The sequence below is a fragment of the Microseira wollei NIES-4236 genome, assembly GCF_020521235.1.
Taxonomy (GTDB): domain Bacteria; phylum Cyanobacteriota; class Cyanobacteriia; order Cyanobacteriales; family Aerosakkonemataceae; genus Microseira; species Microseira wollei.
This window is the reverse complement of sequence record NZ_BLAY01000005.1, coordinates 43150-66691: the sequence shown is the minus strand read 5'-3', so window position 1 is coordinate 66691 and position 23542 is coordinate 43150. Positions and strand designations below refer to the sequence as shown.

Annotated in this window: 16 protein-coding genes, 2 tRNA genes and 1 pseudogene; 8 read left to right on the top strand and 11 right to left on the bottom strand. The window is 46.0% G+C overall.

Features of this window, described 5'->3' with window-relative positions:
* Positions 1-185 precede the first annotated feature (185 nt).
* Positions 186-1382, top strand: a complete 1197-nt coding sequence (locus tag MiSe_RS03070) for an NAD(P)/FAD-dependent oxidoreductase (RefSeq protein ID WP_226574643.1) — start codon at positions 186-188, stop codon at positions 1380-1382.
* A gap of 614 nt (positions 1383-1996) precedes the next feature.
* On the opposite strand, the gene MiSe_RS03065 is transcribed toward MiSe_RS03070, so the two are convergent.
* From MiSe_RS03065 to MiSe_RS03055, 4 genes and pseudogenes are all read right to left on the bottom strand, one after another.
* Complete coding sequence (locus MiSe_RS03065; protein ID WP_226574641.1) at positions 1997-3145, bottom strand: D-alanine--D-alanine ligase family protein; 1149 nt, start codon at positions 3143-3145, stop codon at positions 1997-1999.
* 35 nt (positions 3146-3180) lie between these two features.
* The gene (locus tag MiSe_RS03060; protein WP_226574632.1) at positions 3181-4134 is read right to left on the bottom strand and encodes a DMT family transporter; all 954 of its coding nucleotides are present in this window, start codon (positions 4132-4134) and stop codon (positions 3181-3183) included.
* A gap of 80 nt (positions 4135-4214) precedes the next feature.
* A pseudogene (locus MiSe_RS53610) lies at positions 4215-4403 on the bottom strand (hypothetical protein); the annotation flags it as partial.
* A gap of 178 nt (positions 4404-4581) precedes the next feature.
* Positions 4582-5241 carry an MBL fold metallo-hydrolase gene (locus MiSe_RS03055; protein WP_226574630.1) on the bottom strand — a complete coding sequence of 220 codons (660 nt, stop codon included), beginning with the start codon at positions 5239-5241 and terminating at the stop codon, positions 4582-4584.
* 3 nt (positions 5242-5244) lie between these two features.
* Here MiSe_RS03055 and MiSe_RS03050 point away from each other — a divergent pair, with 3 nt between their 5' ends.
* Together MiSe_RS03050 and MiSe_RS03045 are read left to right on the top strand one after the other, a co-directional pair.
* A complete protein-coding gene (locus MiSe_RS03050) occupies positions 5245-6717 on the top strand; it encodes a site-2 protease family protein (RefSeq protein WP_226574628.1) in 1473 nt (490 codons plus the stop codon).
* 54 nt (positions 6718-6771) lie between these two features.
* Positions 6772-6844 (top strand) — tRNA-Arg (locus MiSe_RS03045).
* 608 nt (positions 6845-7452) lie between these two features.
* On the opposite strand, the gene MiSe_RS03040 is transcribed toward MiSe_RS03045, so the two are convergent.
* The 6 genes from MiSe_RS03040 to hisF all read right to left on the bottom strand — a co-directional run bounded on the left by MiSe_RS03040 (position 7453) and on the right by hisF (position 14572).
* The gene (locus MiSe_RS03040; protein ID WP_226574626.1) at positions 7453-7641 is read right to left on the bottom strand and encodes an NACHT C-terminal alpha/beta 1 domain-containing protein; all 189 of its coding nucleotides are present in this window, start codon (positions 7639-7641) and stop codon (positions 7453-7455) included.
* 81 nt (positions 7642-7722) lie between these two features.
* Positions 7723-11115, bottom strand: a complete 3393-nt coding sequence (locus MiSe_RS03035) for a HEAT repeat domain-containing protein (RefSeq protein WP_226574624.1) — start codon at positions 11113-11115, stop codon at positions 7723-7725.
* Positions 11116-11302: 187 nt separating this feature from the next.
* Positions 11303-12775, bottom strand: a complete 1473-nt coding sequence (locus tag MiSe_RS03030) for an alpha/beta fold hydrolase (protein ID WP_226574620.1) — start codon at positions 12773-12775, stop codon at positions 11303-11305.
* A 547-nt stretch (positions 12776-13322) separates the two neighbouring features.
* Positions 13323-13395, bottom strand: a tRNA-Ala gene (locus MiSe_RS03025).
* Positions 13396-13422: 27 nt separating this feature from the next.
* Positions 13423-13674, bottom strand: coding sequence for a hypothetical protein (locus tag MiSe_RS03020; protein WP_226574615.1), 252 nt, complete (start codon positions 13672-13674; stop codon positions 13423-13425).
* Positions 13675-13801: 127 nt separating this feature from the next.
* Positions 13802-14572, bottom strand: coding sequence for an imidazole glycerol phosphate synthase subunit HisF (gene hisF / locus MiSe_RS03015; protein ID WP_226574599.1), 771 nt, complete (start codon positions 14570-14572; stop codon positions 13802-13804).
* Between the two features lie 244 nt (positions 14573-14816).
* Between hisF and MiSe_RS03010 the strand changes: the two genes are divergently transcribed.
* Together MiSe_RS03010 and ruvB are read left to right on the top strand one after the other, a co-directional pair.
* On the top strand, positions 14817-15206 hold the full coding sequence (locus MiSe_RS03010; protein ID WP_226574568.1) for a hypothetical protein: 390 nt from the start codon (positions 14817-14819) through the stop codon (positions 15204-15206).
* A gap of 168 nt (positions 15207-15374) precedes the next feature.
* Positions 15375-16478, top strand: a complete 1104-nt coding sequence (ruvB, locus tag MiSe_RS03005) for a Holliday junction branch migration DNA helicase RuvB (RefSeq protein WP_226574562.1) — start codon at positions 15375-15377, stop codon at positions 16476-16478.
* Here ruvB and MiSe_RS03000 read toward each other — a convergent pair.
* Complete coding sequence (locus MiSe_RS03000; protein ID WP_226574555.1) at positions 16426-18450, bottom strand: sensor histidine kinase; 2025 nt, start codon at positions 18448-18450, stop codon at positions 16426-16428. The genes ruvB and MiSe_RS03000 overlap by 53 nt on opposite strands.
* On the opposite strand from MiSe_RS03000, the gene MiSe_RS02995 reads away from it, so the two are divergent.
* The 3 genes from MiSe_RS02995 (at position 18449) to MiSe_RS02985 (ending at position 23231) form a co-directional block, all read left to right on the top strand.
* Positions 18449-18634, top strand: coding sequence for a hypothetical protein (locus tag MiSe_RS02995; protein ID WP_226574552.1), 186 nt, complete (start codon positions 18449-18451; stop codon positions 18632-18634). The genes MiSe_RS03000 and MiSe_RS02995 overlap by 2 nt on opposite strands.
* Before the next feature lie 183 nt (positions 18635-18817).
* Entirely contained in the window at positions 18818-19498 is a 681-nt protein-coding gene (locus tag MiSe_RS02990) for a RibD family protein (protein ID WP_226574548.1), read from the top strand.
* 820 nt (positions 19499-20318) lie between these two features.
* Positions 20319-23231, top strand: a complete 2913-nt coding sequence (locus MiSe_RS02985) for an MGH1-like glycoside hydrolase domain-containing protein (RefSeq protein WP_226574545.1) — start codon at positions 20319-20321, stop codon at positions 23229-23231.
* Positions 23232-23542 lie beyond the last annotated feature (311 nt).

Sequence of the window (23542 nt, the reverse complement as noted above, 5' to 3'; positions counted from 1 at the left end):
CACCCGGAGCATAGACTGGAAATAATCATCAACCGTCAAATCAAGCTCATAATCCTACCTGCCCACCTGCCCACCTGCACACCTGCACACCTGCTCACCCGCACACCTGCCCACCCGCACACCTGCACACCTGCCCTTGCTATCCTGAAAAGAGTTCCCCACCATCGACTCGCGCCGATTCAACCATGACCGAACAACCCGCACGAATCTGTATACTAGGTGGAGGCTTTGGTGGTCTCTACACCGCTTTGCGCCTCTCCCAGCTACCCTGGGAGGGAACCCAAAAGCCGGAAATTGTCCTGGTGGACAAAAGCGATCGCTTCCTCTTCGTCCCCCTCCTCTATGAACTCCTCACTCGCGAACTGCAATCTTGGGAAATCGCCCCCCCGTTTGCCGAAATCCTCCATAACACAGGCGTGCGTTTTTGTCAAGGAAATGTCGCGGGAATTGATCTAGAACAGCAGCGGGTGGAATTGCAGGAAGGCGCGGAAATATCCTACGAGCGCTTAATTTTAGCCCTGGGTGGAGAATCGCCCCTAGATAAGGTACCGGGTGCTGCATCTTATGCGTTTCCATTCCGCACGCTTGCCGATGCCTATCGTCTGGAAGAACGACTGCGAGTTTTAGAACAATCCGACAAAGAAAAAATTCGCATAGCAATTGTCGGCGGCGGTTATTGCGGCGTCGAATTAGCTTGCAAGCTGGCAGATAGACTCAAAGAACGGGGACGGTTTAGGATTATTGAACAAGCCGATAAAATTCTCAGAAACTCCCCAGAATATAACCGGGAAACCGCAAGTAAAACCCTCGAAGCAAAAGGCGTTTGGATCGATTTAGAAACCGGCGTCGAATCAATTGCAGCCGATAGGATTTCCCTGATTTACAAAGGAACTGTAGACACGATTCCCGTGGATATAGTGCTGTGGACGGTGGGAATGCAAGGATCTCCCTTAGTGCGAAATCTCCCCCTCAAACAAAACCAGCGGGGACAGCTTGTGACTACACCCACGCTGCAAGCAATCGACCGTGAAGAAATTTTTGTTTTGGGAGATTTAAGCGACTGTCGCGACAATGAAGGACAGCAAGTTCCCCCATCGGCGCAAGCAGCTTTCCAACAATCAGATTATGCTGCTTGGAATGTTTGGGCATCCCTGACTAAGCGTCCAATGCTTCCTTTCCGCTATCAGAATTTGGGAGAAATGCTGACATTGGGAACCGATAGCGCTACTTATACAGGCATGGGATTGCAACTCGATGGTCAACTCGCTTACCTGATGCGTCGCCTCGCCTATCTGTATCGGATGCCTGGGTTAGAACATCAACTTAAAGTCGGCGTTAGTTGGATTTCTAATCCGATTTTGGAATTAATTAATCCCAGTTGATTTAGGTTGGGTTGAGCCAAAGCAAAACCCAACCCATTTTTTACTGACATTTTTTACCCTAATTTTTGGAATCAATACCCTGTAGGGAATTTATCTATCTGCTATCAGACTAATATCAGATCTGACACCGCCACACCCGCGCAGAAATCAATATAGCGGATTTCAAATGGGTGAGGTACAGCCCGGCTTTGTTTGTCAAGCGCGCAGCATTACAGCGGCTTGCAGCCGCGTGAGGTACAGCGAAACCGCGCCTTTTGTGTAGCGGCACCCTTAAGGGTGCCGCTACACAAACCAAGGTGTACCTCATCCGAATGAAATCCGCTATAATGCTGCGCGCACACTGCTGTCGAAGGTGTACCATCACCGCCTGCAAACAGCTGTAATCTTGTTGGCAAATCAGTCGTTGGTGTCGCCCACACCCGCCCGAAATTTGAATCCCAGGCGGGCTACAAGCCTTGCCATTGGAGCTGTGTCAGGACTTACGCAAACACCAAAGTTTCTATGAAAAATCGTTGGTTTGGCAACTAGAGATCTATGCAGAAACCCGGGTTTCTATGCTCGTCGTGCGTAAGTCCTGTGTGTAGAATTAAACCTTCTTAGCACTATAAGGTGTTTCACTCAATCAATTCGACAATATGCGGGATCGTATTGCTACGATAGGTGAGTAAATAGTCGAGGCGATCGGCAAGCAAGCTTAAAATTAAATCTTCATAACTCATGCCGTATTCTCCCAAACCTTCTGCGACTAAACTCGTCACATTTTCTGTCGGACGCTTTAAATCGGGTTTGGGATTCGCTTCTAAAATATACAGTGTTCCCCGCTCGTCTGCCCGCAAGTCAATTCGCACCAAAGTATTTAAATTGAATTCCCGATAAATTCTCTGGGCTATATCGATTAATTTTTGTTTAATATCCAGATTTTCATCTTTGAGTAATCGCATCCTGTCGGTGCTAATTGCTCTCTTGTCCATTGAGGTAAAAATGGGTATGCCAGGGTCGAGAACTCGCTCTATTGTTGAAAAGACAAAAGGCTGGGAATTTTTATAAAAACGTCTCTTGGTATGAGTGACGTACCCACAAACGGACACGCAAAATTCTCGTCCAGGTAGATAGGTTTCAATTAAAGCTGTGTTTTGGGTAATCTGATGAACTTGGGCAACTGCATCGGTTAACTGCTCCGCTGTTTCTACAAAATATATGTTTAAGGACGCTCGACCAGAAACAGGTTTGACTAAAAACGGCCCATAATAGCCTTCAAAAGTCAACAAAAACCGACTGTTTTCGGGTCGAAAAATTCCTTGGGACGGATGCCACGTCATAAAGGGGGCTGTCTTAAATCCTAAAGCTTGCAGTTCTAGTTTGAAGCAATGTTTGTTATCTAAAATCGAGCTATTGAGAGGATTATGTCCGACGTAAGGCATACCTAACATTTCCAGTATGGCAGGCGTATGACAGAGGGGATTATAGCCTTGGACACCCCCCGTATTTAGCCAGCAAATGTGGATGTTTTCTTTTTTCAGTTTTTCTGGAAGGGTCATGTCGTCCGCCATGACGAAAACCTGCTGAAAGCCAACATCTTCCAAAGCATTGGCAATATCGTGGGCAACTTGTTCGTAAGTTTTCGTTGAACGCGGGTTGTGGGTTTTGTAAATGACACTGCCTTCTTTATTTTTGTCCCCACCATGAATAACCGCAATCCGCAATTTTGGATAAAGTCGTTCCATGTATGCCGAAACCAAGTCAAAGTGATATGTCAGTGTCATAGGGCGATATGAAGTGAAACAGCGATTTGTAAACTCTAGGTTTTCTGAGTAGATGAACTCGTTTTAGCCAGATAAATACCAACTAAAACGACGACCCAAGCTAATCCGTTGCTCAGACTTAATCCTTCTGAGAAAATAGCCCAAGCTAGTAGCGCAGTAATTGCAGGTTCGAGCAGCAATGCGACTGCGACAAATCCCGAAGATAACTGATTGAGGGTTTGCGCTAAAAGTCCCTGTCCCAAACATTGACAAATGACGGCAAGCGAAATTACAGCTAACCATCCCTGCAAAGTCATCGGGAACCTTCGGTCTTCTGCCAATAAAACTATGGGGAAGGTTAGTACAGCACCGAGTCCACAGCGCCACAGAAGAATCGTTGAAGCCGAAAATTTAAGGCGCAGTTGCTCGACAACCAGCAAGTAGAAGCCATACAATAGTGCTGCCAGCAAAGCGGCTCCATCTCCAAACAAATTATCGGTAGAAATCTGTAAGTCGTCAATCCCGATCGTAATAGCGCCTGCGAGCGCCAACGCCATTCCCGTTAAAAATCGCCTGTCAAAGCACTTTTGGAAAAACAGCCACCCTCCCAATGTGGTAAATAAGGGTGTTAAATTACGTAAAACTGTCGAATTGGCAACGCTAGTTTGCGTCAGCGACCATGCCCAAAAAACCACTGAAAGTGACGCAACTGTTCCCATTGTTAGTAATAGCATTAAGTCGCGACGAGTATAAAGCCAATTTTTTCCTGTTCTTTCCTCCGCCAATTTGCCGCCGACTTTTCCTTCTAATCCACTCCAAAACCCAAAGACAATCGTTGCTATCCAAAAGCGATGAAATACTGTAGCAACCGGACTTATTTCCTGCTCGCTCAATCGAATAAAAATTGCTGCTAAAGAAAGAGCTAATACAGCCACAGCCAATAAAAATGTCGTGATATTGGACGCTGCTTTCTCATTCTGTCTTGCCGTTAATTCTAGCCGTTCCGTCATCTAAAAAATTTCCCCTCAGTCAGGCTGATTTATCAAGTTTCCCAAGATGCAACCCCTTAAAAAACTAGCAATCTTTTACTGCTTCTAAGTCTCTGTGTCTCTTGTTCCTGCTGTCTGGCGCGTTGTTCTAGCGGCGTCTTGCGTTGCTGAAACTCTTGCCGTGCTTGCTCTGTGACGGCATTTAATCTTTCGGGTAAATCTTACTGCACCGAAGGCAAACGACTTTCCTGTTCTTCTAAACTGACGTAGCGCCGCTTTTCACCGCTCATATTTTTTCTCGATTCCGATCCGGGTGGGAATTTTCTGTTTCTGTCTTAATATTATCCCCACGGTTCGCTCATCAGCAAGAGTTGGAGACTGACTGTTGGTAAAAAAGGGGTTTTTGAACCGGATTTGCTATGGAACTAGAAGCTGCCGCCATACCCTCACGGGTTGGCGGTGAATAGTTTACAGCCCCGGTTTTGCCTGAAGCAACGCATCTAGATTTAATTGCGCCAATTTATCATAAGCTTTTGCGATCGCTCCTTTCCCCCGCAAAAATCCAGTATTGGCACCCGGACAGATGTATTGCAGGGTTTCTGAGCTAAAAACTTCCCGCAACATGTTCACGCTGTTAATTTGCCTTCGCCAGTGAAAAGTTTTGGAAGTTCGCAAGGGGACGGGGTTACCCTGCCGATTTGGCAATAAGTGACGCCCGGTAAATAATACGCCTCCAGATTCGCCGTCATAAAGGCAAGAAGAACCGGGAGAATGACCGGGCGTCCAAATAACCTGGCTAGTCGGAGAGAGGGTAAACTCTTTCTGGAAGGTCGTGACGGTTAACCCAGGTAACAGATAAGCTTCCTGTTCCTGAATCAAAATTTCGCAGCCAAAGGTTTGTTGAATTTCCTTGACATGCTTGCCTATACCGCCCCGATGGGTTATAAACAACCACCGGACTCCGCCGCGCTCCTGTAAAAATAGCTGGTTTTCTTCGTCAGGTGCGGGACAATCCAGCAGAATATTGACATCGTTCTTTACAATGAAATAAGCTGTCGCCCCCAACGTCTCTCGATTGGGTGGAAATGCAAAAATATTGTCAAAGACAGCCCTTGCTGGTTTGGGCATAAAATGAACTTATTTTTACTCCTAGTACTAGGACTGGTTACCTACTTCATTGTGCAGCGCAGCGTCGCCAGCATCACAAAAACACCCGTGTGGATATTGTGGCTGGTGATGATGACACCCGCATTTATTTGGAGTGGCTGGATTTGGATTTACCGCAAAGAGCCGCCTTTGGTACTGTTGCTCGGACCGTTTATCATTTGTCCGATATTGTACTGGTGGCTGATTCATTTGGGGCGTCGGGAACTAACCCCAGAGGAAGCTAAGACAACAGATTCCCCAGTTGCGGCACAAACTCTCAACGGGGATGCCCAAAAGCAAACTGTGCGGGCGCTAACCAAAGATGAAGAAGCAATCCTCCGCAATTGTTTTCCCTGGTCGATTTATTACCTGCAAAATCTGGAGTATCGACCCCAAGCGGTGATTTGCCGAGGCAGTCTGCGTTCCCATCCAGAGGTGGCTTACAAGACAATCAAGGAGAATATTGAAGCACACTTTAGCGATCGCTTCTATATTCTGTTTCAAGAAGACTTCACCGGCAAACCCTTTTTCGCCCTAGTCCCCAACCCCCTAGCACATCGCGAGGCAAAACGCAACAGCGAACCCCTGACGCGACCAGGTTTGGCTTTGGCACTGCTGCTGGTAACTTTATTTACCACCACCATTATTGGTGCGGAGATCGCCAATGTCACCGAAGCAGCGGTGAAATCTGACCCAAGTGCCTTGCTGCAAGGACTGCCCTATGCTTTATCTTTAATGACGATTCTGGGTATCCACGAATTAGGCCATTATCTGGCGGCCCGACGCTATAAAATTCGCACGACGCTGCCTTATTTTATACCCGTGCCTTTTTTCTTGGGGACGTTTGGGGCGTTTATCCAGATGCGGAGTCCCGTACCCAATCGTAAAGCTTTGTTTGATGTAGCGATCGCAGGGCCTTTTGCAGGCTTTATCGTCACAATACCCTTGTTGATTTGGGGCTTAGCCAATTCCAGCGTCGTTCCCCTGTCTGATAAGTCAGCCATGTTAAATTTCGATTTGTTTAACCCCAGGTTTTCCCTATTGATGACCCTGTTGAGTAAGCTAACCTTGGGCAGCGCTTTGACCGCCAACGTGGCGATAGACCTCCATCCCGTGGCGGTAGCTGGCTACCTGGGGATCATCGTCACGGCATTGAATTTGATGCCGGTGGGACAACTCGACGGGGGTCACATCATCCACGCGATGTTGGGACAACAAGCTGCGATCGCAATTGGTCAAGTGGCGCGGTTCTTGCTACTGGGTTGGTCCCTGGTGCAGCGTGAGTTTTTACTGTGGGCAATTCTATTATTTTTGATGCCGGTTAACGATGAACCGGCACTCAACGATGTCTCCGCACTCGACAACCAGCGCGACTTCTGGGGACTGTTGGCAATGGCGTTGTTGATCGCGATGATCTTGCCCATGCCTCCGATGCTGAGAGGAATGTTGGGGATTTGAGATCGTTGTGGAGTTGGGTTTAGCGATCGCCAATGCTATAATTTCTAGAAGTAAGGGCACGTAGCTCAGTGGATAGAGCACCAGATTCCGGTTCTGGGTGTCGGGGGTTCAAATCCCTCCGTGCTCGTTTGTTTGATTGCCAAATAGTAAGACTTTCAGCCATTTGGTGAAATCCCTGTACCCTTCTAGCCTCTCCTGTTTTAACCATTTTTGTCCACAACTTTGGTTAAAATTTGGTGACTACATCTAGTGTTACCAGGATAGACACCTATATATCTAGTGTTTATGGTGTTAACAGTCTTACCGTCACCTGTCTGTTAACAGATTGCATATGTCACACGACGGTCAGATCAAACAAACTTATGATCGAAATGTACCAACTGCGAGACTTTGAGCCTGGTTCCGGCGTTATGGGTACAAGACGAGTGTCCCCATTGTTTTCTGCCGTTTAGTACGATGGAGAAACGTCAGAAACCTTGTTGATATTAGTCATTATCGAATTATTCTGTGAATTATCTTAGGGTTTGTGTCGAGTACCGAGAATAGAAAGTGCGATCGCAATTGATTAAACTTGATTGGGAACTGGCGATCCCATCCAACAATTACAGCAGCAGATTGAGGCGTGAGACGCATGATTGGAGAAATTGGAGGAGATTGACAGTCATCAGTGACCGCGCCTCTTCATCCTGCTAAAACGTGCCATTGCGATCGCTCGTATCCACTCCACCACATCTTCTATGGACTGGTTGGTGCAAAGTATTTTAGGGGGATGTGGTCAATGGGTTGGTCGGTAACGACACAAATCGCACCCTCGAATTTGCTCAAATTTGTGAGGAAGGTAGGGGAAAAGCTCTCTCTAGCTTCTGCGGTGGGGTTTTGGTAAAACACCAAAACGATAGTGCGATCGCTTTCTATAGTCAGCAAATCTCAACTCCCTGTACGGCGCGGATTTTTACATCTCAATTAGAAACGCTATATCAGCTAGTGCAGCCTGAAAGCTCTGAATTAATTCAGCAGCTTGGTTGAGATTCTGTGCCAAAGCCATTGAAACCAACTGCGGTGCTTTGGTTGACTGTGCCAAGCTTTATAGAAGTCTGGGTAGGTCATGTTTTGGGCGCAGTACCAGATGACTTGGTAGCAAGCCTTAAAACGGTCAAAATGAAAGCGGTCATTGTTTTTATCAACTTCATCATTCAGATACCTTTTCAACTTTATAACTGTTTTTTGAAGCAGGTTGTATGATAAAACAGCTTCCCAGCTATACGGAACTTGCATAAGAGTTTCCAGACGTTGACAGGAGTAAAGTAGATCAATTAAGGTATCAGCACTTTTGTTAATGGCTTCTGGGTCAATAGTGCCAATTCGTGCCAAGCTTGAAGCGGCATTTAGACGTGTTTCTTCATCCTTACTGTCCAGGAGTTTAATCAAGGTATCAATATATTTTTGGGATTCAGTACTAATTTTACCTAAGCCAAAAGCAACGTTTTGACGGGTTTCTTCATCCTGAGTTAAGTCTAGTATTCTAATCAAAGCATTGACAGCTTTTGGGTTTTCGATACCAATTCGACCAAGGCTTAGAGCAATTTCCCGATAAATACTCTGATTCTGCCAGTTATTGTCCAGTAATTCAATCAAAGCGTTAATGGCTTCTGAGTAGCCATTACCATGTTTTCCTAAGAATTCAATTTCATCTAAAAGATATATTTCATTCTGATAAATGTGGAAATTTTTAATACTAAACTGTCCTCGTTCATTTAGATCGCTGTTAGTTTCGGACAAAAGATTAATTTTATTCTGGCATACGCGAAGTGTCTGAATACTCAAGCGCACCATATCGCTTATCTCATCTTCAGTTATATCGTTAATTGAATTTGAATTATCGCTGATTTCCTTAGTCATTTCTTCTAAATCAACGTTAGCTATGGTCATTGCAACTATAAAATTGGTATTGCCATCTTGACAGATGTTTTGTAGATCTACTAGCCAATCATATACTCTTTGGCGATCGCTCTCTTTCAGGGCTGATCTAGCTACCCTTTCAATACAATCTGGAATTTGCATCCACTCTTGTTTTTTCTCATGGAGGAAACCAAAACTTAAGGCAATAATACTAGCTACAATTTCATCACTTCGGCTACAATCAAACTCTGCTATTCCAGCAGCCGCTAGAAAAATTGAGCGATACCAATAAAAGTCTCCACACCCACTCTTAAACTGTACCAATGCCTGGATAAACCTCTCCTTCTGCTTGTCAGGCAGCTCTTCTTTTGGTCGCCCCAACCACAGTAAAATCACCTCTTTACACTGCGGGACAAAAATACGGTAGCGCTTATATATTTCTGGATTATTTTTATATTTTACGGGTATTTTACGGTGTTCAATAGGCCATAAAAAGTCGTAATTATCAACTACTGTAGATGCCAAATATTCCTGAAACGTGGGATGAAAGAAGGCATAGACTTTTTCGCCTAAATTTGTTTCTCCTTCTGTTGGAAAACCTACATTAAGCAGCCATCCCAACTTTAACGCCCACCAAAATAGTGAAAACTTTTCATTCGGTTCTTGTAAATACTTTCTAATATAACTTTCCCGCAGCCGAAAGCGAAAATCTTCTCTATCAATTGCGTCTCGTGCCAACTGACCCAAGGCTCGATTCAGTTCTTTCTTCCTGTCTTCGGGTATAGCAAATTCTTCATTGGTACTGTCGTCCTTCCATTTGTAGTGGTTTTCGACAAGCAATCGATAAAAGTCAGCCTTCGTATCCGGTAAAGTGCCTAGACCTTTTTTCCAAATGCGACATAACAGTGCTAACCGCAGGGGATTTTTAACCAAATCTTGGAGACGTTTCCGATTCTCCTCCGCTAGCTTATCCTGTAATCCCTTTGCTTTCGGATTGTCCTCTCCAAACCAATTGTTAATGAATTGATGCACTTGGTCAGGGTAGGAAAAATCCAGCGTGCGGTAAATATCAAATTTTTCCCATAAAGCCTCTTTTTCTACTTCCCACAGATTTAATCGACAACTTAGTACGACTCTCACTGACTCAGCCCAACCTTTGGCTAGCTGTTCCTTGACCCTTGTCAGAGGAGACTTGAGTGCCATTTCGTCTGCCCCATCCAACAGCAGCCACACCTGACCACTTTTGAGGAGTTCTGCAAAAGTTTGCTGCCATTCTATAGGCGTTTTTTCGGGTTCTCCTGCTACATTTTTCAGCCAAGTTTCTGAGAGATAGCGATACAGCCAGCCCTCATTCGCTTTATCTGTTCCCTCTACTGAACCCAAAGGAACCCAAATCGGTAATCCTTGTTCTTCCTCTAGTATCCAATAAGCAATCCTTTGCAACAGGGTAGTTTTACCGCCACCGGGGTCGCCAACAATCGCCAGTCGTTTTCCTTGGCTCCTACTGCTGCTCTTGTGTTTGAGAACTTCCTCGAAAAATTCCTTATGCTTGTACTCTCGCACAACTTCATACTGATAATCTGGCTGATTAAACAATGACCCTTCTGGAGAAAAGTCATTCTCGCTAGGTCGGCGCTGTGCGTCCGGTTTTCGCTCTATCAGTCCCAGTGACACGTAGAGTTTTAGGAGAGGATTTTCCCCATTCGTCAGAGGGTTGTTAATCAACCGCTTTATGGGTTCGGCTTCGAGGCGATTTTGACATACTACTTTAGACCACCAAAAGTTGTAAGCGATGTGAATATCGAGGGCAAATTTTAAGCGTCGTTCCAGTTGCTTACAACCCAATTCAACCGCCTGGTCAAAGGACAAAAACCCATCCTCTCGTTGGAACTTTTCATCCTCGCACTCAGACAGAGTTTCACTCTTGGCAAAACCTGTACATTCGAATGCCAAGTAGTCTTCTCGTTTAACCATCTTCTGGAGTTCACGAGTATCTGTAAGCCTTCCAAGTCCTTCCCAGAAAAGTTGTTGCCCTCGACGTTCCTCGTTTTCCCAATCCCGGAGACTGTGGGTGAGTGACACAGCGACTAAGGCATGACCCTCGACCAGAATTAAGATGGATAGCAAATCGTAATACCAACAAATCGCGCAGAAGAGTATCGCCAAATCGAGGCAAGTTCCTTTTCCTTGGGTATCCAGAATTTCCTCCGGCGTGCGGATGAGTTGCCTGTCTCCTGATAACTCATGAAATTCATTCAGGTCATACTCGACCTGGTTATGGCGCAAAGCATGATAAATTTTTTCGACAAGCTGTTTACGTCCGTCGTTAGGGTCTTGATGCAAATCGTAGCCACTCTTAGGTAGATGGGACGATTTAACTGCTTTTTCAATGAACGTCTTAACCGCTTCTGAATCTTTAGAATAGATAACGAAGCGAGCTAGACCTAAATCATCTTTTTTGTCCCAAAACCACTGCATCGCATCTTCCCGCGGGAGCATGTCAGGAATGCAAATCTACACCAACACCCTGAAGGGTGCGGCTATACAAACGAAGCCCGCTAAAGCGGGCTAAAGCTTTTAAAGCCTGCCTTTGGCAGGCTTTGTTTGTGTAGCGACACCATGGGCGGGTGTCGGCTACAAAGTTGACATGCTCCCTCTTCCCGCACTCTTCTAACCACAGCTTGCTTCACCCCATCACTTGGAACAAATCGCGTACAGATGTTGGCGCTTGAGCGTGAGACTTAGCCGTTTCCACAGTCAAGCGGTACAGTCCTGGAGCAAGAACAGTTGGATCGAGAGTCAGCACGTATCGACTATCCCCTTGTTGCTCAAACTCTGTTTCCACTTCTTCCTGCTCTCCACTCACCCGCACTGGCGTAATAATCGCGTTTAGCCCACCAAAGTTCCCAGTTGAATTGAGAGTTTCAGGCTCCACGTTAACAATTTCAGCACGCAGTTGCACTGGCTCATCGGGGAGATACAAGTCATCAATATCGAGACGAATACCTGCTGGTTGTGACAAAGATTGAATGCTTTTGGGGTTTTGAAAGTCACTAATTGTATCTTGCAGCCCCATGAGGGCAGTCCTCACTAAAGTCCATACTTGAGGATTACATTGCAACGAACCGTGACACTCTATCAAAGGCACATCTTGCAGTTGGTCAGATAATTCAAGCGGAATAGCTGACAACAGGGGTACGGTGTCGTCGCCAGTGGCATAACTCGGAGATAACGCTTGTTGACTGTTGGGATTGGTTGGCAGTGCGTCTTTGCTCACTTCTAGTTTCCCATTGGCAAACGTTGCCGATTGAAACGTACTTTGCCCCACGCCAACAATGGGTTTGGTTTGATATGCACCCGTGCCTTTGAGCGACAAGAGAAACTCTCGTCCTTGTTCCGCTCGTTCTTTTACCACGCCTGGGATACCATCCGCTTCTGCCACTCGCTGCCAATTACTATCGACATTAACCATTGGGTACATCGGCAGCAACTGATAAGCTGAGGTAAAAGAACGTACCACTTCAGTCAGTTCGGGAAGAGGTCGCTTTCGGAAGCCGTTTGCCAGATAGTTCAGTATTTTAACTGACCCTCGGTAGGGCGTACCCAAAGTAATCAGAGCCTTGCAATGCTCCGCGCCGCCTAAGTGTTCCAGATAATAACGGGCAACAATCCCCCCCATACTGTGGGCGATGAGAATGACTTTAGCCCCCGGATGTATTTCCTGCCATCTCGGTAAATTCTGGTCGATCAGCTTCTTCAACAACCTAGCTGCAACCCGGTTATCGCGTCGCCAGTCATAGGGAAACTCGAAAAAGTTTGCTCTTGTATCTTCGTCTACCTTGCCAGGAGTGATGTTAAAGTCTTTGATGATCTGAGTCCGAATATACGAGTAACCGTCTACCTTGAAGAACCCCGGAAGCAAACGAGCATCCTGTATCAAACCAGTTGCCCTGATACCATCGTCCAAGTAATCTTTTTCTGGGTCATCTTCCTGTAATGTTAGTTCTTCAAACAACGAACCCCGACTAACTACCTCGCAAGTTCCTCTCCAGATTGCCTCAGTTGAGATATTCCAAATATCTTTACCATCTTTTTGCAGCACGCTGCCCATAATTCCAGGCAACAGCACTACCATATCTTTCATCTCTATTTTTGGCACCAGCGTATACTCCTCGGTTGGTTACTGCTTTGTTTCGCCCTGTAAGAACGGCTGCTTAAGTTGAAGAAAAATCAGATAATTCTCAGATTTTGGTCGGCTGCTTCAAACACTATGATTTTGAGCGATCCCTCGCCCATAATGTATGCAGCTACAGTGAGGGGATTGTAATTTACTGTGTCACTTTCTCAAGCGATCGCATTTTCGTGAAGAAAAAGTCAGTCAAGGCTCGTTTTACAGCCATAGAGCAACCCTCATGCTCAATTAAGAGTTGCAACTTAATTGGTACGCATTCCTCAACTGTCACACTAGAGCTTACTTCCAGGCGTTGCTCAAACCAGGGATGATTGAGAGCGATCGCGCTAGTTAGCTGAGAAAAGCGCTATTTACAACTTGTAACCGGATTCAGTACCATCCGGTTTAACCAACCGTTGGGCAAGCTTTTGCAGTTCGACATCTCAAGCGCGATCGCTTGCCAGTAACTCCCCGATCTGTGTACCCAGTCGCGGTTACTCAACCTTTCTTCAATCGCAGATGCGATCGCTCTTTATGGAGCTAAGCGGATTCGAACCGCTGACCCCCTCAATGCCATTGAGGTGCTCTACCAACTGAGCTATAACCCCTTGCGGTGCTTTACTATCTTGCCTCAACTATTGGTAATTTGTCAAGTAGGTGTCTACCAATTCTTGGGAAGAGTAGGATGAGTAGGGAGAATGGGCGGTGGTTAAATAGCTGATGCAGTCGCCCATGAGGAAATACACCACCAACATGGCAGCCGCCGCGCTCGCTACTAAAGTGCCTGCCAGCATCAAAGAAAATTCTTTATGCTCGACTGCCTGCTCCATCAGGTGCAGCGACCAGGCCACTAACGCCACCACAAATATTAGAATAAATGCCAGCATATTTTAATAAAATGTAACACTTTTACCTATTGTAACAGTCGCCGATCGTGCCTGCCAGGGAGGGGGCGACTGTCTCGATCAGGCTCAAAATCTGGCTCTGAGCAGCGTATCCCTTAATGCAGGCAGTTTACTCCACGCGCACGGGCATATGACGATTCTTTAAGTAAGATTTAATCTCTGCTACAGTCAATTGCCCATAATGGAGCAAAGATGCTAGCAGCGCTGCTTCTGCCTTGCCTTCCCCCAGTGCCTGGTAAATATGTTCGCAGTTGCCCGCGCCACCGGAAGCAATGACGGGAATTTGGACTTGTTCGGCGATAGTTCGGGTTAATTCGAGGTCGTAGCCCGCTTGCGTCCCATCGGCGTCCATACTCGTGACCAGAAGCTCTCCGGCGCCGCGTTGCTCTACTTCTTTCGCCCAAGCGATCGCATCTATCCCCGTATTTTCCCGTCCACCCCGCACGTAAACATCCCACCCAGGGTTATGAGGATCTTGTCTGCGCCTTGCATCAATCGCCACCACAATGCATTGATTTCCAAAGCGCGAACTCGCTTCGCTGACAAAATCCGGGTTGCGTACCGCCGCCGAGTTGATGCTGACCTTATCCGCACCGGCGCGCAACAATTGTTTAATCGTTTCTAAGGATTGAATCCCGCCGCCAACTGTCAAAGGGATGAAAACTTGTTCAGCCGTGCGGTAGACAACATCGATGATAATATTTCGGTCTTCGTGGGTGGCGGTAATATCCAGAAATACCAACTCATCCGCCCCGGCGTCGTTGTAAACTTGAGCGAGTTCCACCGGATCGCCCGCATCCTTGAGATCGACGAAGTTCACTCCTTTGACGACTCGCCCCGCTTTGACATCCAGACAAGGCAAAATTCTTTTCGCTAGCATGGCAATTTACCAAAAAATGGGTTATTAGCCCCGTCCTTCCTGGACGGTTTTGATAAGATAGAATATTTGCGTAGATTTTTTCCACGCAAATGCTCGTTTTAGAGTTTAAGGCTAAAGGAAAAACAACTCAATATGCTGCTGTAGATGAGGCAATCAAAACAGATCGTTTAAGCGTCAAGAACTTAGTCAAAAATCCTTGACCAATGCGCTATCATTAATCTTATGTTACATATTGTATTTAATAATGCTACTAGCGAAAGGCACGCTAAAATATTATCCCCTGGAAGGAGAATCCAATAATATAGGATGGTTAATTCTGGAATGCGATCGCGATCTGGGCTTGTACTACTGCTGGTTTGTGCAAAAGCAATTGGGACTGCGATTACAACACCCCAGGCTTGGCTCTCACATAACTGTTGTTAGAGGTGAAGTTGTTAACAATCATTTTAGATGGAGTGCCTACCCAAGTCAAACCATCAATTTTTATTACTCTAACGAAATTAAGACGAATGGCAGGTATTGGTGGCTTAATGTCTATTCGCCTTGCTTGATGTCTATCCGACAAGAATTAGGGTTGGAGGTGAAACCAGAATACGATTTTCATGTAACGATTGGCGTTTGGGTTGAGGGATAAAGTCCCCCGCTGTTTTGGGAGATTGAGGGGGATCTAAATTTATCTTTTGAGCTGCATATGCCCTTATAGGGCGGGGAGTGTCAAAAAATGTCATGATAATCGAGAGTCTGGCGCAACAGAATCTTCTGTAAGCAGATATATTTCGAGTCTTGAACTAAATTGGCAATTATGGCGATAATTTCTTCTAAACAGCCAACCGAACCAGATCGTCAACCGCAGCAGCAAAAGTCAAAAGCCAAGCGCAAGTCTGGCGATGCGCCAACTCGGTCAGAATTATTGCAACCTAGCGCCAACAGCGAAGAACTCGATCAATTAGAAGAAGGAATTAGACCCCAGAGACTGGCAGACTATATCGGACAAAAAGATTTAAAGACTGTGCTGGAAATTGCCATCAAAGCGGCAAAAGGTCGAGGCGAGACCCTGGATCACCTGTTATTATATGGCCCTCCCGGTTTGGGAAAAACCACGATGGCCTTAATTTTGGCGGCGGAAATGGGGGTGGGGTGTAAAATTACGGCTGCACCGGCGTTAGAACGTCCGCGGGATATTGTGGGGTTGTTAGTGGGTCTAAAACCGGGAGATATTCTATTTATTGATGAAATTCATCGCATGACCAGGATGACGGAAGAATTACTCTATCCGGCGATGGAAGATTTTCGGGTTGATATTACAGTCGGGAAAGGACAAACGGCGCGGACTCGTAGTTTATCGTTACCGCCATTTACTTTAGTGGGGGCGACGACGCGGGTGGGGTCATTGACTTCGCCATTGCGCGATCGCTTCGGACTGATCCAACGCCTGCGCTTCTACGAACCCGACGAACTCACCTTAATTGTGCAACGCACAGCGGAAATTCTCAAGGTGCAAATTACCCCAGAAGGTGCAGAGGAAATTGCCCGCCGTTCCAGGGGAACCCCCCGGATTGCCAATCGCTTGCTGAAACGGGTGCGAGATTATGCTCAAGTCAAAGCTGCGGGTGCGATCAATCTAGAAATAGCCGCCGAAGCACTGGAAGTTTACAATGTAGACCCATGCGGTTTGGATTGGACAGACCGCACGATGCTGAGTGTAATGATTAATAATTTTAAAGGCGGGCCAGTGGGATTGGAAGCGATCGCCGCCGCAACGGGTGAAGATACCCAAACCATTGAAGAAGTTTACGAACCTTATTTAATGCAAATTGGATTTATTCACCGCACTCCACGGGGGAGAGTCGCCACTACTGCTGCTTGGAAGCATTTGGGATATTCGTCTCGCCCAGAACGGGACTAGCGTACCCGTTAGAATCGCTAGCAACGCTTACAGAATCAGCATCGCTGATTTTACTCGGTATTTCGTTACCGCTGCCGCTCAAGCGGGCTGCTGCGATCGCGGGCATAGCAATCTCAACCGTCGTTCCCTTACCCGTCCCTGGACTGTATAAAGTTATCGTACCTGCCATCAGTTCCATTAACTTGCGCGAAATCGCCAATCCCAGTCCGGTACCGCCGTGCTTGCGGGTTCTAGTACCGTCAGCCATTACAAAGGGACGAAACAGTTTTTGCTGTTGTTCAGGTGGAACGCCGCATCCCGTATCTCGGACGGTGAGTATAACTTTGTTTGTACCTGATGGGATTTCCATCTTAATCGAGATGCTACCAACGTCGGTAAATTTAATTGCGTTACTAACCACGTTGAGGACAACTTGTTTGAGCTTCGCCGGATCGGCTTGAACCGGCATTGGTTCAGTTGGGGGAACCCAATGCAACTGTAAACCTTTTTGATCTAGTTGAACCATTTGCATATCGACTACTTCTTGCAGCAGCGAGCGCATATCCAAGGGTTCGGTTACGACAGTTAGCGTTCCTGCTTCTATTTTTGATAAATCTAATATTTCGTTGATAATCTTCAGCAGGTGAATCGCCGCATCATCTGCTCTTTGTAGAAATTCTCTTTCTTCTTCCTCGTCATCGCAGCAGCCATCTTTCACCAAGCGAATACAACCAATAATTGCATTTAACGGAGTTCTCAACTCGTGGGAAGTATTCGCCAAAAACTCGCTTTTTAATTGATTAGCTGCTTGCGCTTCTTTCCAAGCCGATTCTACCTGTTCTGCCCAAGCCGTCAAGCGATCCACCATCGTATTGAGCGCGAGCGCTAAATGATTAAATTCGCGGATTTTAAAGTTGCTCGGTATCCGTTCCGATCCCCCTCGACCTTGGACGTTGAGCGCGTAGTCTTCCAGTTTTTCCAACGGACGAGCCAGATCGCGAGATATATACAAAGTTGCCAATAAGTTAGCCGCTAACAACCCCAAAATCAAATTGAACATTACCTGTTTAATTTCTTCCAGGCCATATAGCGCGTTGTCTATGCTGGCAACGGCTAAAATCACCCATTTATCCTCTGGGTTTTTACTTATAGGGTTCTGTATTGCCGTATACCCTACCACCGATTCTATATTTTTGCTTTCAAAGTCGTATATGTGTAAAAAATCCTGCGCGCCAGCGAGGGCATTTTTCAGCACGCTTTGCAGTCGCGCCGCATCTGTTTCCTCGGCAATATTACGTCCAACTCGGTCCGCAATCGGATGCTCTAAAATAGTGCCGTCTTGGTCAATCACGACCGTAGAGCCATAAAGCGACCCTTGCTTATCATTGCGTTGCTGATACAAGCTTGACTGAATGCTTAAGGCGTAGCGCAATCGCCCAGCGCGGTTGTAAACGGGTGCGCTTAAAACCAGTTGCAGTTGACCGTTGGGAGTTGTTGGAGCGGCTGTCTGTGCCCCCAGAGGGGATTTAGGATGGAGTAGAGTCGTTACACGCACGCTAGAGCGGCTGGGCAGCAATTGAGTTGGCTGCTGAGGCCATAAAGAAGCTGAAAGCGCAACAATCCCTGGTTCTCCGCAGGTACTGTTGACAGGTTGACCGCTCTGTAAGTTGATCAATTGAATGCACTGAATCTTCGTCGGCAGTTGTTGTTGCAGCTGCTCCAGGAATTGTTGCGACTCCTCTTTTGAGCCTGAATGTAGAATAGCGGTATCGGAGGCGGTAATCAGGTTAGCTTGTAGCGCTTCAATTGCCTCGCCAATTCTTTCACCTTTGCGGATGGCGCTTTCGGTGAGGTTTTGACGAGCGGTTTCTAGCAGGCTAGAGCGTGCCTTGCGATAGGTGACGTACTCCCCCACGAGTAGAACCGGGACAGAGAGCAGCAAAATGCGGGACAGCAGGATGCGACGAAAGGAAGATTCCCGGGGTTCAGCCATGAAGTTCAAGATGGGCGATCGCAAAAGGCGATGGAATATAGAATTATCTGGCTTTGCCATAAACCGTCTCTATTTTAAGGTGGAATCCCCAACACCAACTAATTCTACCGACGCGCTTGTCATCGGTCATTACTATCGCCGCTTGACCAATGACTGCTCAAGCAGGTTCCTCCATCAGGTATGAGCGGGATTTTCTTACCATTTTTTGCTCGACAACGTCGCACGCCTTGAGTCAGTCTACTTTTTCGAGTCATAAACACAATTATAGAAGGGGACAAGATTACCCATCTGCTTTGTCGCCTTGATGGGCGACAACGGCAGTACCATGTTCTGTGATAGGCGCTACCTGACTCTACCTCATAAACCGATGACTCGACCCCAGACGACAGCGATTCTAGCAATGAGTGCCGATGGTAAGATAACCGATGCGGCGCGATCGCCCACTCTATTCGGTTCTCCTAACGATAAAGACCACCTGGAAACCCAAGTCGCTTTAGCTGATGCCATTCTAGTCGGTGCGACTACCATCCGCCGTGGCGAAACCGTGTTACCCGTGACTAACCCCGAACTCCTCAAACAACGAGAACAACAAGGACAACCCCCCCAACCCATCCAAATTATTTGCTCCCGCAACGCCGAAATCAACCCTCAAATCAAATTCTTTAGTCAACCCATCCCTCGTTGGTTGCTTACCACCCCAGAAGGAGCAAAGCGATGGGAACAACAGCCGGGATTCGATCGCATTTTAGTCGCTAATGGAGGCGATAAAGGCATTGACTGGCACGCTGCCTTCTCGGAGATGGCACAATTGGGTTTGCAGCGAATTGCCGTTCTAGGCGGCGGCGAACTCGTCGCTTCCCTAGTGGCAGAAGATTTAATCGACGAATTCTGGCTCACCGTTTGTCCGTTAATTATCGGCGGCGCCACGGCTCCCACTCCCGTAGAAGGCGCAGGATTTTTAACTGTTCAAGCACCGCGTTTAGAACTGTTGTCGGTTTCTCAAGTCGAGCATGAATTGTTTCTACATTACCGCCGGCAACGAAAGTAACGGTGATGCCAAAGCAGACAATGTTGGCTGCCTGCTTCCAGCCCCATTGTTTGCTTGAGTTTCACTTGACGTAATTGCTAATTGCTAATTGCTAATTGCTAATTGCTAACTGTGATAGCTTTGCTATTCTTGCCTGGGAACCACCTTTTCTGCCAGTTTATCACCGTCCTAAGTATAACTCAACTAAGCTGTTATTCAAACGGTTAATATTCCAATCTAATTGAGCAATTTCGCTTTCAGGACTTATATCATGTCCGGTCGATTACCCAAAATTAGGAGTAGGGAACATAATAGATATCTCGGACAAACAGATAACGTTAATAATGTTCCCTACGCAACGACGCGGTGAGGTTTTTTTATTATGGGCAATTCACCAAACATGATATTACGCAAACACCAAAGTTTCTGTGAAAAATCCTTGAGCAAGGAAACTAGAGTTCCAGGTCGAAACTTTGGTGATGGCAAGCGACTGCGTAAGTCCTGGCTTTGTCCCATCCCCCACACCGTATTTGCAGCAAATCTTCATACTTTTTTGCCCAAATAAAATCTGAACTTTTTGTGCTATGGAGTGGGAAGTATAACATTTTATGAATGGCTAATTACGCCCCACCGTTAAGGTATATCGTTAGAACTTATGGTAATTTTATATCTTGATCGCAAATTGCTAGTGACAAGCGTCAAAATGCCCAAAATAACTGAATTTAGTAAGGCGGCAGAGAAGCCTGGTAAAATTTAGCTATTCCTGCTGTAAAAATTTGGGGAAAAGATATAAATTTTCACTGCAACTTACGTTAATATAGTACAAACAGTGGAGGGAACGATGTCAGAGATTAAAAATACAGCTGAATGGAAGAGACTGGAAGCAGACCGCAATAAAACCCAATATTGGAAGCGGTGGGGGTCGTATTTGAGCGATCGCCAGTGGGGAACGGTGCGGGAAGATTACAGCGATAATGGTGCTGCTTGGGACTATTTTTCCCACGCTCAAGCTCGTTCTCGCGCCTATCGTTGGGGTGAGGATGGTATTGCTGGAATCTCGGATAATCACCAGAATGTTTGTTTGGCGATCGCTCTGTGGAATGAAAAAGACCCCATCCTCAAAGAAAGGCTGTTTGGTTTAACTAATAGCGAAGGCAATCACGGGGAAGATGTCAAAGAATATTACTTTTATACTGACAATACACCCACTCATTCTTACATGAGTTGTCTGTATAAATACCCGCAACAAGCTTTTCCTTATGCCTGGTTAATTGAAGAGAATCGGCGTCGGAAATCCACAAATCCAGCAGCTTTTGAATTTGAGCTAATGGATACTGGTATTTTTAATGACAATCGCTACTTTGATGTTTCTGTAGAGTACGCCAAAAATTCACCGGAAGATATTCTGCTCCGAATTGCTGTCACCAATCGAAGTAAAGAAATAGCCAAACTACACGTTTTACCGACGCTTTGGTTTCGCAATACTTGGTCTTGGGGATATCACACTCAGAAAAAAGAAGATAAATCCTTAAAGACAGTTAAGTCAGAACCTAACTTAAGCGTAATAGAAGTTTGGTGTAACGATGGCAGTTTAGGAAAAAGATGGCTGTATTGCGAAGCGCCTAAAGAACTCCTCTACACAGAAAACGAAACTAATAAAGAAAGATTTGGCTGGGGAAAGAATTCTTCCTATGTCAAAGATGGCATCAACGATTATATTCTGTCTTCCGGTCAAAAACAGACAGTAAATCCCAATCAAGTAGGCACAAAAGCATCAGCGCATTACGAATTAATAGTGCTTCCAGGGGAAACAAAAATTGTGCGCCTGCGCCTCAGCGATCTAGAAAATTTAGATGACCCATTCGGTACTGATTTTGATAATATCTTCCGCCAGCGACAGCAGGAAGCAGATGAATTTTATCAGGCTGTTTGTCCGTATCCGATTTCAGATGATATGCGTTCCGTGCAGCGACAAGCTTTCGCTGGTATGTTGTGGAGCAAGCAATTTTATCACTATGTAGTATACGACTGGCTCAATGGCGATCCAAATCAGCCCAAGCCTCCAGAACAGCGTAAATCGGGCAGAAACCGCGAATGGACTCATTTATTTAATGAGGATATTATCTCGATGCCAGATAAATGGGAATATCCTTGGTTTGCTGCTTGGGATTTGGCTTTTCATACGATTCCTTTGGCGCTGATAGATCCGGAATTTGCCAAGAAGCAACTATATCTATTCACGCGGGAATGGTATCTGCATCCTAACGGTCAAATGGCAGCTTATGAGTGGAATTTTGGGGATGTGAATCCGCCCGTTCACGCTTGGGCTGCATGGCGCGTTTACAAAATAGAAGAAAAGATGTACGGTCAAGCCGATACAAACTTTTTGGAAGACGTTTTTCAGAAGTTATCTCTCTATTTTACCTGGTGGGTGAACCGTAAGGATGCAGAAGGTAACAATATCTTCCAAGGCGGATTTTTAGGGTTAGACAACATTGGTGCAATCGACCGGAGCAACATTACTATTGATGGCGCAAGTATAGAGCAGTCAGATGGTACTAGCTGGATGGGAATGTACTGTCTTAATATGCTGAAAATTGCGACGGAACTGGCAAAAAAAGATAAGGATTTGGCGCAAAAATATGAAGAAATGCGCCAAAAATATGAGAACCTGGCTCTGGAACAAAAAGATAAGGAACTGAGCGAAAATTATCAGCAACTGGTGACAAAATCTGGCAGATCCAACTACGAAGATATGGCATCCAAATTTTTTCAGCATTTCCTGCTGATAGCGGATGCGATGAATAAAGTTGGAGGTGAGAATGTCGATATATGGGACGACGCTGACAAATTTTACTACGATATCTTGAAGGCTCCTCCCGGTAAGGTAGCCGGTGCGGATAAGTCGGGGGCGCTATCGATGAAAGTGCGATCGATGGTGGGGCTAATTCCACTGTTTGCTGTGGAAACAATTGAAAAAGAAATTGTGGATAAATATTTAGCTTCCGATTTCAAAAAACGCATGTATTGGTTTGTTAAGAATCGGCCACAACTTACGGAACACAAAAATATCGATCTTGTTGCCACCAAGGGAAAAGGCTTGTATTTGTCGCTGGTGAATAAAGAGCGACTGCAACAGATATTGAACAGAATGTTAGATGCAAAAGAATTTTTGAGCGATTACGGGATACGGGCTTTGTCAAAATACCACGAGCAGCATCCTTATGTATTGCAAGTACAAGGGCAGCAATATCGCGTAGAATACGAACCGGCGGAATCAAAGTATGGATTGTTTGGGGGCAATTCTAATTGGCGCGGCCCGATTTGGCTGCCTGTGAATTTTCTGATTATTGAGTCGCTCCAGAAGTTTTATTATTACTGGGGAGATGAGGTTAAAGTCAAATGTCCAACTGGGAATGGGGAAGTCAAGGAAATGAATTTATGGGAAGTATCGATGGAGTTATCTCGTCGATTGATAAATATTTTTGTCAAACATCCGGCTCCCAATCCCTTCCAGCCTGGATCTAAAAATGATTGGCGTCCTGTTTATGGCGGCATTGACAAGTTTCAAAATGACGAAAATTGGCGCAACCTGATTCTTTTCTATGAGTATTTTCATGGGGACATTGGCGCTGGAATTGGTGCTAACCATCAAACTGGTTGGACTGGTTTAGTGGCAAAATTAATTCAGCAATGGGGAGAATACCCAGGTCAAAATAAAGAGCCAAAAACTATTTCAGATCGCGAGGCTTGATCAACAAGCTTTGTGGAGATGGTGCGTTACTGCGTTAACGCACCCTACATATACAGGACTGACTATTTCAGATCGCGAGGCTTGATCAACAAGCTTTGTGGAGATGGTGCGTTACACTGCGTTAACGCACCCTACATATACAGGACTGACTATTTCAGATCGCGAGGCTTGATCAACAGGCTTTGTGGAGATGGTGCGTTACACTGCGTTAACGCACCCTACATATACAGGACTGACTATTTCAGATCGCGAGGCTTGATCAACAAGCTTTGTGGAGATGGTGCGTTACACTGCGTTAACGCACCCTACAT